This is a genomic window from Prevotella sp. LCP21S3_D2, assembly GCF_052118345.1.
Taxonomy (GTDB): Bacteria; Bacteroidota; Bacteroidia; order Bacteroidales; family Bacteroidaceae; genus Prevotella.
The window spans coordinates 434,673-449,432 of record NZ_JBQKHJ010000001.1 but is presented as its reverse complement, the minus strand read 5'-3'; the positions used below and the strand labels follow the sequence as shown (position 1 = coordinate 449,432).

Sequence of the window (14,760 nt, the reverse complement as noted above, 5' to 3'; positions counted from 1 at the left end):
ATCTTGAAAGTTCTCTATACCTTATTATATATATTATAGCTGCCCCTTTATAGCAGTCCCTTAGCCTGCATATCCTTCAGTGCATCAACGAGTGTTGTATTGTCTTCCGGACTCAGGTTGCCGAGATGACCTACACGGAATACCTTTTCTGCCATATCGCCACCATTAGGACATACCCAGATGCTATATTCATCTTTCAACTTCAGGAAGATGTCGTAGGCAGAGGCGTTCAGTGGATGCAGAGGAGTAACGGCATTCGACATCGACTTAGATACGATGGTGAATGGCAGGTCCTTGATCTTGCTTCTGAAATCTTCTGCAAGCATTTTCATGCGCTTGTTCTCGCTCTCCACGCCGCCATTTCGTTCTATCTCCTTCAGGCGGGCATGAATCTGCAGTAAGGTTCCTACGGCTGGGGTGAAAGGAGTCTGTCCACGCTCACCATTCTTCAAGGCATCCTTCAGGTCGAAATACATCGACTTAACCTTGTTTGCCTCTACTCGCTTGATTGCCTCTGTATCGAGAATGATGACAGAGATGCCTGGAGGACATGCCAGTGCCTTCTGTGAACCCGTAATCATTACGTTCACGCCGAGTTCCTTCATGTTGAATGGGTCCGCAAGGAATGAACTGATGGAATCTACGGCCAGGAAAATATGGTTGCGATGACAGAAGTCGCTGATCATCTGGATGTCGTAGAGTACGCCGGTAGAAGTCTCATGCAGGTTGACGAGGAAGCCGGTGTAGCCTTGTCCCTCGTAGGGTTTGAGGTCTTCTGCCGTGAGTGGAGTCCCCATCTCAAGTTTGATTTCTGTATGTGGTATCTCATGAATTTCACAGAGTTGTACGAAACGGTGACCGAAGCTACCTCCATTCACTACCAGTACCTTGTCGGCAGGAGTGAACACATTCATGACCACAGCTTCCATAGAGGCTGTGCCCGAACCTGTGATGAAAACTGTGCGGGCATCGTCTGAAGCCTTGGCAAACTGCTTCATCAATTGTTCGTTCTCCTTCATGATGGCGGAGAACTCTGCTGTTCTGAAATAAGGCACCTGCTCAGCACCGATGGCTCTAACCTCATCGCTTGCCATCACAGGTCCTACTGTAAAATTAAGCATATCTTATTTATCCTTTCTTGATTCTTCCAAATGTCTTGATGCTGGTATATTTACGCCAGAGATTCAGCTTTCTCTTCTTCGGCACTCCATGGCGGCGAATGTAGTCTTCAGCGCCGTCGAGCATGCGCTGGCATACGTTGCCGTCCAGATATGGGTCGTAGTTGTCTACTATCCACTGTCGCTTGGCTATCGCCTCAGGATCTGTGAGGGCATGGTCGTAGGCGGCAATCAGCTGACCAGGTTCCGTGATGTTCTCCCAATAGATATCCTTGGAAATGGTGCCGAGGGTGATGACTGGACGAGAGAGCAGCAGGAACTCATAGATGGTGGAAGAGGTATCGCTGATGAGCGTATCTGCCATCAGCTGATATTTCGTCACGTTTTCTCCCTTGTCGATGAAGAGAACATCCTTCTTGTTTGCTGCCCATTCACGGTATTCATCTACCCATTCCTGGCGGGTAAGCGGATGGAACTTCATTACTACCAAGGCATTGCGTTCCTTTGCCAGTTTGCTCAGTTCTTCCTTGATGTAAGGAAGCGAAGTGAGTTTTGGCGAGAAGGTTGGGGCGTAGAGTATCAGCGTCTCCTTGCCGCTTTCCTTAAGAAGTTTCTCTCGGTCGGCATCATATTTATGCAGGTTTTCCTTGATCCAATCCTGCTTAGGCCATCCCGTTTCCAACACCTCGAAATCGCCATATTTCTTAGCCAGAGCCTCGAAGTGGGAGGTGAAGTAAGGACCTTGGGTAAAATAGGTATCGAAGTAACGGCGGATAATCCAATGGTCTTTCTTCTCTGCGGCATAGCCGTGAAATACCTGTATCTTGACGCCTGGCAGATAGTAAGGCACAATGTTGCCTGGCACATAGATAGCCTCTGGCAGGAAGTCATAGACTTCCTGAATAGAGTTGGTCCATTTCACCTGGCCGGCGTATGGAAAACTGTCTATCTTTGGTTTGTGGATATACCACAATATCTCGTGTGGCAAATGCTGCTTTGTCACATGTTCTTGTATCGGATTAAGTATGTCTATGGCATACTTGTTTTCACAGAAAAGAACTATTCTCATGATTCTTTAGGAATTACTTTACCGTTTTTGATTTCATATCGCTTGTCAAACTCCTCCCGGGTTCGCTTCCATCTGTTATGCGTCCATAAATAATAAGGTGGATTCTTGCGGATGGTTTCTTCCAGCATCTGGAAGAAGCGGCGGGTAATCTCGTGCTCCGGCAATGAGTTGGGTTCACGGGTGATAAGCTTGTAAGTGGTAGTATAATAGCCTCGCTTCGGGCGCGACATTTCTACATAGAACACGGCATTGTTCATCTTCCTCATGATTCTTTCGCCACCCGTAAACACCGGGGTTTCGGGATGATTGAGGAAAGGAAGCCACAGGTGGATGTTCTCCCACTTAGGTCCCTGGTCGCTGATGTAGCCGAAGATGCTCAAGATGCCCTTGCGCTTGTAATCCACCAAGTAGCGGAGGATGTCTTTCTTGGGAACCACCACGCCATTCTCCTCGTGAGAACGGATGCGCTTGAAGAGTTCGTCGAAGGCTTGGTTGCGCAGTGGATGATAGATGAGACCTATCTTGCGTGACTTGGGCAGTTCGATACCCACGCATGAGAGCCACTCCCAGTTGCAATAATGGCCCAGGATAGCTGCCACGTTCTGACCTTCCAGGAAACATTGCTCCACTTCCTCGCTGTTGATGACCTGGAATCGCTGGCGCAACTCCTTGTCACTGATGCTGAGCAGTTTGACAGCCTCGAAGAAGTAATCGCTGAACCAGCGATAGAACTTCTTCTCGATGTCGATAATCTCTTCTTCTGATTTCTCAGGAAAAGAGCTGGTGAGATTCTTACGTACAATACCCCTGCGGTACTTGATGACGCGATACATCATGAAGTACTCGAAATCGGCGATGCAATAGAGTAGCCTGAAAGGCAGCAGCGATATTGCATAAAAGAATGCATAAACAATCTTAACCATCAACAAAACTATTTATTGTTAATTATTAATTCTCAGTTATATTACACCTGCTGCATATCGTGCAACTTCTTGTAATATCCGTCTTTTCCAATCAGCTCGTCGTGTGTACCACGCTCCACAATCCTTCCCTCATGCAGTACGCAAATCTCGTCTGCATGTTTGATGGTACTCAGTCGGTGGGCTACAGCCACGGTGGTACGGGTCTTCATCAGTTTCTCCAAGGCATCCTGAACCAGACGCTCGCTTTCGGTATCCAGAGCCGATGTTGCTTCGTCGAGGATGAGGATAGGAGGATTCTTGAGGATGGCACGGGCGATGCTTACACGCTGGCGCTGACCACCGGAGAGTCTGCCGCCACGATCACCGATTCCGGTATCGAAACCATGTTCCGACTTGGTAATGAACTCGTAGGCATTGGCTATCTTTGCCGCATTGGCGATATCTTCATCGGTAGCATCGGTCTTGCCGAAGCGGATGTTGTCCTTGAAGCTGGCATTGAAGAGGATTGCCTCCTGGTTCACATTACCTATCAGCTGGCGGAGGTCGTGCACGGCAAGGTCTTTCACATTGATGCCGTCGATGAGCACTTCGCCCTCCTGTACATCGTAGTAACGAGGTATCAAGTCGAGCATCGTACTCTTTCCGCTACCGCTCTGTCCCACCAGTGCGATGGTCTTTCCCTTAGGAATCACGAGGTTGATATCCTTCAATACATAAACCAGTTCATCGTTCTGATGGTCGGTATAGGCAAAGGATACATGGCGGAACTCTATCTGGTGCTCAAAGCTGGCGATATGGTCAGGGTTCTCCTTGTCCTTGATTTCTACCTCTGCCTGAAGAATCTTGTCGATACGCTCCATGCTTGCCAATCCCTTCGGGATATTATAGCTCGCCTTGGAGAATTCCTTCAATGGGTTGATGATGCTGTAGAGCATCACGAGATAGAAGATGATGGTAGGACCATCGATTCTTCCATAGTCCAATACCAGAATACCGCCAAACCATAATACCACTACGATAAGGATGGTTCCCAGGAATTCGCTCATCGGGTGAGCCATCTGCTGACGGATGTTCACGCGCATGATGTTGTCGCGATAGCTGCTGTTCACCTGGTTGAAGCGCCAGTTCATCTTATCCTCTGCGCAGAAAGCCTTGATGATGCGCAATCCGCCCAGGGTTTCTTCCACCATACTCATCGTATCGCTCCAGAGAGCCTGTGCTTCTGTACTTTTTGCCTTCAGCTTCTTGCCCACGAATCCCATGAACCAGCCGAATGGTGGTACAAAGATGATGGTGAAGAGGGTGAGCTGCCAGCTGATGCAGATCAGCGTGATGAAATAGAAGAGAATCAGGATAGGATTCTTGAAGAGCATGTCGAGTGAAGACATGATGCTGTTCTCCACCTCCTGCACGTCACCGCTCATTCGGGCGATGATATCTCCCTTGCGCTCCTCGCTGAAGAAACCAAGAGAAAGCGAGGTGATCTTCTGATAGAGCTGGTTGCGGATATCGCGGACGATACCTGTACGGATAGGGATGATGGTGGCTGAAGACAGGAAGTAGGCTCCCGTCTTGAGGAAAGTCATGAAAGCAAGGAACAAGCCGATGACCAGAAGGGCTAAGGAGGCACTATGTGCCACGATAAACTCCTGGATATAGTAATACAGGTTGTTGGTAGCTACCTCCTTGACGGTATCAAAACTTCCATCCCATTCCATGTAGTCATTGGCACGGATACCACCGTCTACCTGGAACAGAATCTGCAGGATTGGTATCAAGGCTGCAAACGAAAATATGTTCAATACCGCAGACAGGATATTGAACAGAACAGAGAGCCCCAGATACTTCTTGTATGGAGGGACGAATCGGCGTAAGATTTGCAAAAATTCCTTCATAGGTGCAAATATAGTGCTTTTTAAGAAAACCGCCAAATTTTTAGCGGTTTTCTTTTGGTTTTCTTTGTTTTTTCTTCTTCAAAGAGCGATTGGGTATATTTTCGCTTCTTTTTCTGAAGAAGCATTCTTAGCTCTTTTAGAGGGAGTATTCTTACTCTTTTACTTCCTCTCCGAAGAGGGTAGCAGAAGTAGAGCCGGTGATGCGGACCTTTACAAACTCTCCGATGTGGTGGTTGCCCTTGTCGATGACTACCGCCTTGTTCTGCTCGGTTCGGCCCATCATCTGTTCGCGGCTACGCTTGCTGAAGTTCTCGATGAGGATGGTGAATTCCTTGCCCTCATCCTTCTTGTTCTGCTCAGCGCTCACCTCGGTCTGCAGTTTGATGAGCTCGTTGAGGCGGGCTATCTTGGTTTCCTCAGAAACGTTGTCTGGCAGGTGCTTGGCTGCGTAGGTGCCAGGGCGCTCTGAATACTTGAACATGAAGGCGCTGTCGAAGCCTACTTCCTTCACCAGCGAGAGGGTTTCCTGATGGTCTTCCTCGGTTTCGTCGTGATAACCCACGAAGATGTCGGTGGTGATGCCGCAGCCAGGGATGATGCGCTTGATATCGGCGATGCGCTGCAGATATTCCTCACGGGTGTATTTGCGGTTCATCAGCTTCAATATCTTGTTGCTTCCGCTCTGTGCAGGGAAGTGGATGTGCTTGCAGAGATTTGGCTCATCGGCGATGGCGTGGAGAATGTCCTCGGTCATATCCTCTGGGTTAGAGGTGGTGAAGCGTACACGCATGTTGGGTACAGCCTGGGCTACCATGTGCAGGAGTTCGGCGAAGGAAAGACTGCCTTCCTCACGCTTGCCCGATGGAGAGAGACCATAGCTGTTTACGTTCTGTCCCAGAAGGGTAACCTCCTTGAAACCACGGTCGTGCAGGTCGCGCACCTCTCGCAGGATGCTCTCGGCATCACGGCTGCGCTCACGTCCACGGGTATAAGGAACGATGCAGTAGTGGCAGAAGTTGTTGCAACCACGCATGATGCTTACGAAACCGCTCACTCTGTTGCCACCGATGCGCTGAGGCACGATGTCACGGTAGGTCTCGGTCTTGGAAAGTTCGATGTTGATGGCGTTGGTTCCCATCTCGCACTGCGCAATCATATCCGGCAGGTTGAGATAGCTGTCTGGTCCACAGACCAGGTTGGCATAGTGGTTCTGGATGAGGTCATCCTTCACGCGCTCAGCCATGCAGCCCAATACGCCGAGAATCACCTTTCTGCCCTTCTTCTGCTCTGCATGGAGGGTGTTGAGGCGATGATAAATCTTGTTTTCCGCATTCTCGCGGATACTGCAGGTGTTCAGGAAGATGGCATCAGCCTCTTCTTCTTTCTCACAAATCTCGTAGCCTGCCATCTGCATCACAGAGGCAACTACCTCGCTGTCTGCCACGTTCATCTGGCAGCCATAAGTCTCAATAAATAGTTTCTTCATTGTTCTAGATGAATTCTATTCAAATTAATGTTGTTATTATATATATGTATCTGTCTTTATCTGAATCTCAATCGGGATGATGAGTTGTTTTCTATCATGTGCTTGGATACTGCCATCAGGGCGAAGTAGAGAACAACGCCCGAAACGAGTCCTGCCACAGCATCAATGAGATAATGTGCCTGGATATAAACGGTGGCCAGACACAGGAAAATGTAGAATGGCAACATCGTATAAACCAGTTTGTGCTTGCCCGTATGCCAGCCCAACAGCATGATGACGGTACTTACACCTACATGCGAACTAGGGAAGGCTGCCGTAGGACGTTCGCCAGCAGCCTTGGCATCTTCTACGAGTTGATAGAATATACCATCAGTATAGCCTGGTGTTGGCAGACAGTTGCTGTGGCTGTTGAAGTAATCGCCCATTGCCGGGAAGATTCCCTGCGCGATGTCTCTGGCTCCCACGGCATCAAAATAGAACGTCGGTCCTACTACCGGTACGAAGATGTAGATGACATAATAGATGAAGAAGCTAGCCAGCACCACAAAAGATGCACGCTCAGCCTCATAGTATCTGCAGAAAAAATAGTAGAGTACGATAACTGCTATCATCGGATAGTACATGAAGTAGCCCATCGACATCAGTTCGCTCACTACTGCCCATGGCATTGCCTTGGCAAAGAGCAGGGCAGGCTGACATCCGAAGAGGTCCTGTTCCCAGCCGGCGAAAAGATGGTCCAGGTTGGGGAACATCCGGTTGATTTCGTAAGTGTCTGGATACCACCAGGCAAGCAGAGCTATCTGTGCCATGATTCTTACCATCTTGGTTATCCTGCAAGGTGCCATTCTGTAAACTGCCCATAGGGCTGCAGTCATGGCGAGAACCCTCAGTCGTCCCCAAAGCATTTCTTCCGGGTTAACCAGCTTGGTATAGGTAAAGAGCATGGTAATGACAGTAACAGCCATATATCCCAGCATCACCCATTCCAGTGGTAGGAGCCCCTTCTTGGGGTTCTTTTCTATCTTAAAATAATCTTTTATCACGGTGTTACTTTGAACTTTGAGATTTGAACATTGAACTTTATGATATGTTTTACAGCCATCCGTTATCCTTGTACCACTTGATGGCGAGTTTCACGCCTCTTTCCAATGGATAGTGAGGGTGGTAGCCCAGTTCGTCCATGGCTGGCTCGATGTCACATCGCCAGTTGCGCTGTTTCAGGATGTTGTACTTGTCATTGTTCAGAGCCGACATCTTTCCTGTTAACCTTCCGATATATTCACCGAAGAAGGTGACAATGCGCAGCACCCAGATAGGAGCCTTGATGCGCAGCATCCACGGATTACCCAATTCCTTGTGAATCAGGTCGCTGAAGGCAGCCGACTGATATACCTCGCCATCGCTGAGGAAGTATTTCCTGCCGTTCATACCATGGTCTAGGGCAAGGAAAACAGCCTGCACCACATCCTGAACATACACGAAGGTGATGTCCTGACGCTTGTATCCTACAGCAAAGTCAATATGCTGCTTGATGCTCTTTGCCATCAGGAAATAGTCTTTTTCTCTAGGACCATACACGCCAGTAGGTCGCAGGATGATATAGGGGAAGTTGTTGCCGATGCTGTCAAGATAGCGTTCTGCCTCCAGCTTGCTCTTGCCGTATGCCGTGTTTGGTCTAGGCACATCATTCTCACAGATTTCCTGATAAGGCTTCTCCTCACGGATGGCTCCGAAGATGCTGAGCGAACTGACGAAGACAAATCGCTTGATAGGCATTCCAAGATGCAGGATGGCATTCACCAGGTGTTTGGTTCCTTCTGTGTTAACCCTATGAAAATCTTCTGCATGCAGGCACTTGGTAGCACCGGCTGCATGCACTATATAGTCGAACTCATGCGGGGCGAGTTCTTTCTCCAACTCTTCCTCTGAAGAAAGGTTGAGATTGATGAAATGGATGCGTTCGTCTTGCAGATACTTCCTGCTGCTGGTAGGGCGTACTGCCGCCCAGGTTTCCATGCCTTGTCGCAAGGCTTCTTCCACGATGTAACTGCCGATAAAACCCGACGCACCCGTTACTAGAATCTTCATTAATTATTAATAAAATTGCAATTTTGGGTGCAAAGATACTATTTTTTCATGAGTTATCCGCCATGTTATGCTAAAATTATTTTAAATTCTTCTGTTTCTTCACAAAAAGTATTATCTTTGCACTTATGACGCAAGTATCAGGTTTTATATTGTCTCCTGTAGATGCAGTTTCGGATAGATTCACGGAAATCTCCGAGCTCTCTACCAGCGGTTTTAATGTCCTGCTTCGTGCCAAGCGCAACGGTCAGTGGTGGATATTGAAATCGTTGAAGCCTGATGTGTGTCATGATTCTACCTTCCTGCAGCTTCAGCAGAAGGAATATGACATCCTTGCCCGTCTTGACCATCCCGGTATTGTGAAGGTGGAGGGGTTGGAAGAAGTTGAGGGATACGGCAGGTGTATCGTGATGGAATGGATAGATGGCGTGACGCTTGATGAGTGGCTTGCCCAGAAGCATTCCGGTTTGGAGCGCCGGCAGATTGCCCACCAGCTTTTGCTGGTGATGGAGTATGTGCACGATCAGCAGATTGTGCATCGCGACCTGAAACCTGCCAATATCATGATAGCCCGTAACGGAGGTACGATCAAGTTGATTGATTTCGGGCTCTCTGATGCCGACAGCTATACCATTCTGAAAAGCCCTGCCGGTACCGAAGGGTATGTTTCGCCTGAGCAGCAGGAAGAGAGTGTGCCTGATGTGCGCAATGATATCTACAGTCTGGGAGTCATCTTGAAGGAGATGCGGCTGGGATGGTCTTGCCGTTGGGCTGTCAAGAGATGTTTTCTTCCTTTAGAGTATCGGTATCCTAATGTGTTAGCTTTAAGGATGCATATTCAGTCGCTTCATCGTCGCCTAATAGCTTTAAACTGTCTTCTCGCTTTTTTAGTTTTGGGTACATCAGGTATTGTTTTATATAATAAGGTGGTAAAGCCAGAGATACTATACGATGTGGTTGCTCAGTTTACTGTTGGCAACCTGGAATATAAGTCGTGGGGTGGCGGTTTGGTTACAGTAAGTGCTGCCAATGACCGGGATTCTGTCATCGAGATTCCTGCTACCGTGAAATATCAGGGTGTGAGTTATCGTGTAGATGAGTTGGAGGATAGTGCTTTTGCTGTGCATCCTTTCCTGAAGCGGGTCGTGATGCCAGATAATCCCAAGTTGCACGTGATGAAACATATCTTTGCTGGCAGTCCTAATCTGGAGAGTATATATTTCCGTAGCAAGACGCCACCTAGGTTGGGAAATGCACTTTGGAAGGTGACGATGGATGATATCTTTGAGGCTCTTAGTTTTAGGAAGATTGTTCTCTATGTTCCTAAGGGTAGCAAAGATGCTTATTGCCGTTCACCGTGGGGGCGCTTTACTTATATTGTGGAGTTTGAGAAATGACAACGATCAAATTAAAAATGGCACTCCCTGGTTTTGAGGGGATGCCATTTCTTTGTTAAAAGGATATGGTTTGAGATTCATATAGAATCTCAGACCGCAGGGATGTTATATCTGTCCTGCTCTAATATCCTGGGTTCATAGAAAATGATTCAAATGACTATAAATACGCTTTCAGATTTTATTTTATCTCCCAAATCAATCTTTACTTTCTGGTTGCAAAAATACATAAAAAGAACGAAAGTGGATTGGTTCAAAACGGTTCAATTTCAGTTTATTGCAATAAAAGGTACATTTTTTGTGGGAAAAACGGCAAATATTGCTTATCTTTGCAATCTGTAAAAAGCAAATAGATGAATATATAATATGGAAGATTATAAAAAAGAAGATTTTGATAGACTCAAGAATGAGGTCGAAACGCTGGTGGGACGAAAGATTGTTTCACCAAGGGATTTTGATTTCCTTTCCCGACAGATAGAGGGTTATACCCAGGAAACGGTTTCGGTGAGCACGCTGAAGCGTCTGTGGGGATATGTGGCATGTTCCTGCAATCCGAGCAGGTTCAATCTGGAATTGCTCTCCCGCATGGTGGGATATCCCAGCTGGAATGCGTTCGTAGAGAGTAAGGATGCTGTTGCTTCCAGCCGATTCTTTATCAAGAGCAAGCTGATTGCTGATGCTCTTGTCGTAAATGATCTGGTTAGACTGACCTGGCAGCCCGGCCGTATTCTTACCATCAAGTATCTGGGAAATGACAATTTCAAGGTGATGGAATCGCTGAACAGCAAACTGGCTGCAGGGGATACGTTTACCTGCCACCAGTTTGTGGCTGATGAGCCTCTTTATCTTTCCAACCTGACCCATCCCGGCATTCCTCTCTGCAACTATGTGGCAGGACAGAATGGAGGCATCAAGTGGAAAGTTCTTGAAGGATAAACTGTACGGTTCTTTCACCATATATAATCAAGGGTCTATACGCCACCTTTTCATCGTGGCATATAGACCCTTGTCGTTTTCCGTGAAGTGCGGGGAACTATACAGAAGTAAAAAAGGGTGTATCATAGACTTATGACACACCCTCTTTTTCTGATATATATAAAGAGGTGTTATGCCTCATGCTGTCTTACACCCATGCGGGCCTCCACTACGTTCACCACGTAGTCGCCGAGCTTCTCGCATTCCTGGATGATGTCCATATACATCGTACCGATGGCGTAGGTGTAGAGATGGTTGTTTACATCGTTGATGTTCTGGCTCTTCAACTGGTTGCGATAGTTGTTGATCTCATTCTCGATGTTGAAAGAGAGGTTGGCATCGTTGTCCCCCTTGTGACCTACGAGAGTGATGTTCATCTGGGTGAGGGCGTTGTCGGTAAGCTCCATCATCTGGTGCATGTGCTCATACTGCGAAGTGATGAAGTCTTCCTTGCCTTTGAAACGGCGGTTGAGCGTGCGGGCGATGTTGAAACAGCTGTCACCGATACTCTCGATTTCAGAAATCTCACGGAGCATGGCACGAATCTTTGCCTTGGTCTCGTCAGAAAGATGAGAATCGCTCACCTGGTCGAGATACTTGGCAATCTCAATCTCCATGTTGTCAGAGATACCCTCGTATTTCTCGATGCGGGTGTAGAGTTTTACGAACTTGTCTTCATTGGTTTCTCCCAGGAGCTCCTTCACCATGCCGAACATGCGCTGGATGCGCTCGGCAAAACTGTGGATTTCCTTCTGAGCCTCCAGAACGGAGATTTCCGGAGTCTTCATGATACCACTCTGGATGAAGCGCAGACGGAAGTCGTCCTCTTCGGCATTCTTCTTAGGACGGATAATCTTGCATACCAGCTTCTCTATCTGTGGGACAAACCATACCAGGATAAAGGTGTTGGAGAGATTGAACGTGGTATGGAAGGCGGCAAGCACGAAGGAGAGCTTGGCTGCGTTGGCAACGAAATGAGGATCGCTCTTCTCCATGGCATCGTCGAAACCTACCCAACCGCAAACCAGGTGGATGAACGGACGGAACACGCAGAGTATCCACAGCACACCGAAGATGTTGAACACCATGTGCGCCATCGCCGCTCTTCGTGCCTGCGTGTTGGCGGTGAGTGCTGCCACGTTGGAAGTTACGGTGGTACCGATATTCTCACCCATTACGAGCGCAATACCTTGATAGATAGGCAGTACGCCGGTGGAACAGAGAATCATCGTAATCGCCATGACGGCAGCCGAACTCTGCACACACATGGTCAGGATACTACCTATGAGCAGGAAGGTGATGGTGGTCTGGAAGCTGTGAGGGTCGAAGCTGGAGAAGAACTCCAGAACTGGCTGGTTATGAGCCAGGTCCATATCAATACCGGTTTGGCGAAGAGTACCCAAACCAAGGAACATAAAGGATATACCAAAGATGAAGTCGCCGATAATCTTGCGCTTCTTACTGTAAATCAGGATAATGGCAATGAAGAATGCAGGCCATACAAAGTCGGTGATGTTGAACGAGAAGCCGGCACTCATGATCCAGGCGGTAAGCGTGGTTCCGATATTGGCACCCATGATGACCGAAATAGCCTGGGCGAGGGTAAGGAGACCTGCGTTGACGAATGATACCGTCATCACCGTTGTAGCCGTAGAAGACTGCACCGCAGCTGTGATGAGCGTACCCGAGAGGATGCCCGTCACACGATTGGTGGTCATCGTTCCTAACACATGGCGGAGCTGAGGTCCAGCCATCTTCTGCAAACTGTCGCTCATGGTCTTCATACCAAACATAAGTAGGGCGAGTGCTCCAATAAGCCTGAAAAATATCCAAATAGACATATTATAACTTAATTAATGTTGTCAAAAACAAGAAGTATCCGAATTTCTTCGTAACTTTACGCTCTGTAAGCGTGCTCCTCTCCGGGGAGTAGGTTGATGACCCGGAACAGTCTTCAGGAAGGGCTGGACGGGCAGTAGATTGTGTAACTTTGTAACATCTTTTTAATGCAAATGAAACAAGTAATTCAAATCCGTTGCAAAAATAATAAAAAAACTCAGAAAGTCGAAATTGGAAGCACACTTTTTGATGTTTTTTCTTCATTTGACCTCAAAATGACCCACGGACCGGTGTCTGCAAGGGTAAATAATAAGGTTGAGGGCATGCATTATCGTGTATATAACAGTAAGGATGTAGAATTTCTGGATATGACAACTGCGTCAGGTTCCCGTGCCTATACCCGCACCCTCTTCTTCGTACTCTGCAAGGCGGTGCAGGATATCTATCCGGCTACAGATGTGGTGATTGATATTCCGGTTTCCAACGGCTTTTATGTGGATATCCGTCTCGGTCGGCCGGTTGTGGATGAGGATGTGAATATCATCCGCTGCCGCATGCAGGAGATTATCGATGCCCGGATGCCTATTCGCCGGTTCACCGTTCCTACGGAAGATGCCATCACCCTGTTTCAGGAAAAGGGAGATGTGGAAAAAGTAAAACTGCTCAAGACTTCGGGCTCTATCTATACTACCTATTATAAAATAGGTGAATACGTGGATTATTATTACGGAACATTGCTCACCAATACCTCCCAGCTCTATCTCTTCGGCTTGGAGAAGTATTATGACGGCATGCTCCTGCGCATTCCTTCGCTCAAGAATCCGGACGAGCTGGGCGAGATGACCCGGCAGGACAAGATGTTCGACATCTTCAAGGAGCATCATCGCTGGCAGGAAATCCTGGGTATCAGAACCGTGGGCGACTTCAATCAGGCTATCGAAGCCGGTCATGCTACCGACATCATCAATATCAGCGAGGCACTGCAGGAGAAGAAGCTGGCTAAGATTGCTGAGGATATTGCCCAGCGCAAGGGTGTGAAGCTCGTGCTTCTTGCCGGTCCTTCGTCTTCCGGTAAGACAACATCCTGCAAGCGCCTGAGCATTCAGCTTGCCGTAAACGGACTGAAACCGTTGCAGATTTCGCTCGATGATTATTTCGTGGACAGGGATAAGACTCCGAAGGATGAGAATGGAGAATATGATTTTGAGAGCATCTATGCGTTGAATCTCGATTTGCTCAACGACCAGTTCAATGCCCTCTTCCGTGGTGAGGAGGTGGATTTGCCGAAATATGATTTTCCTTCGGGCAAGAGCATCAAGAGCGGAAAGAAACTGAAGCTGGAGCCTAGCAATGTGCTGGTGGTAGAGGGAATCCACGCCCTGAACCCAGAGCTGACGGCGCATATTCCGGAAGAGCAGATTTACCGCGTGTATGCTTCGGCATTGACTACCATCCTGCTGGATAATCATAATTATATTCCGACAACCGACAACCGTCTGCTGCGCCGCATCATCCGCGACTATAAATATAGAGGTGTATCGGCTCAGGAGACCATTCACCGCTGGCCATCGGTAAGAGCTGGCGAGAACAAATGGATATTCCCGTTCCAGGAGAATGCCGATGCGATGCTGAATACGGCGATGCTCTATGAACTGTCCGTGCTCAAGATGCAGGTAGAACCATTGCTGCAGCAGGTTCCGGAAAACTGCGAGGAATATGCGGAAGCTTACAGACTGCTGAAATTCCTGAAGTATTTCAAGGGAATCCCTTACAATAATCTTCCTCCAACTTCCCTATTGCGAGAATTTCTAGGCGGAAGTTCTTTCCATTATTAGGCGGTTGGAGAAAGAAAAAGGCGTTCTTTGGAAATGAAGTAAGCCTCATTCCACATTTTGCCTGGTTATGGCACAATATTGCCCTCGGCTGGGGCAATATTGTGCCATTGCCGGGCGTAATTTTTTATGTCGTGAGGAAAT

General features: G+C 47.9%; 11 protein-coding genes. 3 read left to right on the top strand and 8 right to left on the bottom strand.

Annotation, left to right across the window (positions count from 1 at the left end; all coding sequences use genetic code 11):
• Positions 1-47 precede the first annotated feature (47 nt).
• From ACTQ16_RS01860 to ACTQ16_RS01830, 7 genes are all read right to left on the bottom strand, one after another.
• The gene (locus ACTQ16_RS01860; protein ID WP_441935828.1) at positions 48-1,121 is read right to left on the bottom strand and encodes a pyridoxal-phosphate-dependent aminotransferase family protein; all 1,074 of its coding nucleotides are present in this window, start codon (positions 1,119-1,121) and stop codon (positions 48-50) included.
• Positions 1,122-1,128: 7 nt separating this feature from the next.
• Positions 1,129-2,187, bottom strand: a complete 1,059-nt coding sequence (locus ACTQ16_RS01855) for a CDP-glycerol glycerophosphotransferase family protein (RefSeq protein WP_441935827.1) — start codon at positions 2,185-2,187, stop codon at positions 1,129-1,131.
• On the bottom strand, positions 2,184-3,110 hold the full coding sequence (locus tag ACTQ16_RS01850) for a lysophospholipid acyltransferase family protein (RefSeq protein WP_441935826.1): 927 nt from the start codon (positions 3,108-3,110) through the stop codon (positions 2,184-2,186). The genes ACTQ16_RS01855 and ACTQ16_RS01850 overlap by 4 nt, the downstream gene beginning before the upstream one ends.
• A 41-nt stretch (positions 3,111-3,151) precedes the next feature.
• Positions 3,152-5,005: an ABC transporter ATP-binding protein gene (locus ACTQ16_RS01845; RefSeq protein ID WP_295346931.1), complete on the bottom strand. Its 1,854-nt coding sequence runs from the start codon at positions 5,003-5,005 to the stop codon at positions 3,152-3,154.
• Between the two features lie 151 nt (positions 5,006-5,156).
• On the bottom strand, positions 5,157-6,491 hold the full coding sequence (gene miaB, locus ACTQ16_RS01840; RefSeq protein ID WP_441935825.1) for a tRNA (N6-isopentenyl adenosine(37)-C2)-methylthiotransferase MiaB: 1,335 nt from the start codon (positions 6,489-6,491) through the stop codon (positions 5,157-5,159).
• Between the two features lie 56 nt (positions 6,492-6,547).
• Positions 6,548-7,534, bottom strand: coding sequence for a phosphatase PAP2 family protein (locus ACTQ16_RS01835; RefSeq protein ID WP_294969356.1), 987 nt, complete (start codon positions 7,532-7,534; stop codon positions 6,548-6,550).
• A gap of 49 nt (positions 7,535-7,583) precedes the next feature.
• Positions 7,584-8,579: an NAD-dependent epimerase/dehydratase family protein gene (locus tag ACTQ16_RS01830; RefSeq protein ID WP_441935824.1), complete on the bottom strand. Its 996-nt coding sequence runs from the start codon at positions 8,577-8,579 to the stop codon at positions 7,584-7,586.
• Positions 8,580-8,704: 125 nt separating this feature from the next.
• Between ACTQ16_RS01830 and ACTQ16_RS01825 the strand changes: the two genes are divergently transcribed.
• Together ACTQ16_RS01825 and ACTQ16_RS01820 are read left to right on the top strand one after the other, a co-directional pair.
• Entirely contained in the window at positions 8,705-9,973 is a 1,269-nt protein-coding gene (locus tag ACTQ16_RS01825) for a serine/threonine-protein kinase (protein ID WP_295346934.1), read from the top strand.
• 363 nt (positions 9,974-10,336) lie between these two features.
• Positions 10,337-10,906: a hypothetical protein gene (locus ACTQ16_RS01820; protein WP_294969348.1), complete on the top strand. Its 570-nt coding sequence runs from the start codon at positions 10,337-10,339 to the stop codon at positions 10,904-10,906.
• Positions 10,907-11,076: 170 nt separating this feature from the next.
• Here ACTQ16_RS01820 and ACTQ16_RS01815 read toward each other — a convergent pair whose 3' ends face one another.
• Entirely contained in the window at positions 11,077-12,786 is a 1,710-nt protein-coding gene (locus ACTQ16_RS01815; protein WP_294969345.1) for a Na/Pi cotransporter family protein, read from the bottom strand.
• Positions 12,787-12,957: 171 nt separating this feature from the next.
• Between ACTQ16_RS01815 and ACTQ16_RS01810 the strand changes: the two genes are divergently transcribed.
• A complete protein-coding gene (locus ACTQ16_RS01810; RefSeq protein WP_294969342.1) occupies positions 12,958-14,619 on the top strand; it encodes a nucleoside kinase in 1,662 nt (553 codons plus the stop codon).
• The last annotated feature ends 141 nt before the right edge of the window (positions 14,620-14,760 follow it).

Coding starts and splice junctions, on each gene's coding strand:
- ACTQ16_RS01860 (WP_441935828.1), bottom strand. CDS start 1,121: ATGCTTAATTTTACAGTAGGACCTGTGATGGCAAGCGATGAGGTTAGA.
- ACTQ16_RS01855 (WP_441935827.1), bottom strand. CDS start 2,187: ATGAGAATAGTTCTTTTCTGTGAAAACAAGTATGCCATAGACATACTT.
- ACTQ16_RS01850 (WP_441935826.1), bottom strand. CDS start 3,110: ATGGTTAAGATTGTTTATGCATTCTTTTATGCAATATCGCTGCTGCCT.
- ACTQ16_RS01845 (WP_295346931.1), bottom strand. CDS start 5,005: ATGAAGGAATTTTTGCAAATCTTACGCCGATTCGTCCCTCCATACAAG.
- miaB (WP_441935825.1), bottom strand. CDS start 6,491: ATGAAGAAACTATTTATTGAGACTTATGGCTGCCAGATGAACGTGGCA.
- ACTQ16_RS01830 (WP_441935824.1), bottom strand. CDS start 8,579: ATGAAGATTCTAGTAACGGGTGCGTCGGGTTTTATCGGCAGTTACATC.
- ACTQ16_RS01825 (WP_295346934.1), top strand. CDS start 8,705: ATGACGCAAGTATCAGGTTTTATATTGTCTCCTGTAGATGCAGTTTCG.
- ACTQ16_RS01820 (WP_294969348.1), top strand. CDS start 10,337: ATGGAAGATTATAAAAAAGAAGATTTTGATAGACTCAAGAATGAGGTC.
- ACTQ16_RS01815 (WP_294969345.1), bottom strand. CDS start 12,786: ATGTCTATTTGGATATTTTTCAGGCTTATTGGAGCACTCGCCCTACTT.
- ACTQ16_RS01810 (WP_294969342.1), top strand. CDS start 12,958: ATGAAACAAGTAATTCAAATCCGTTGCAAAAATAATAAAAAAACTCAG.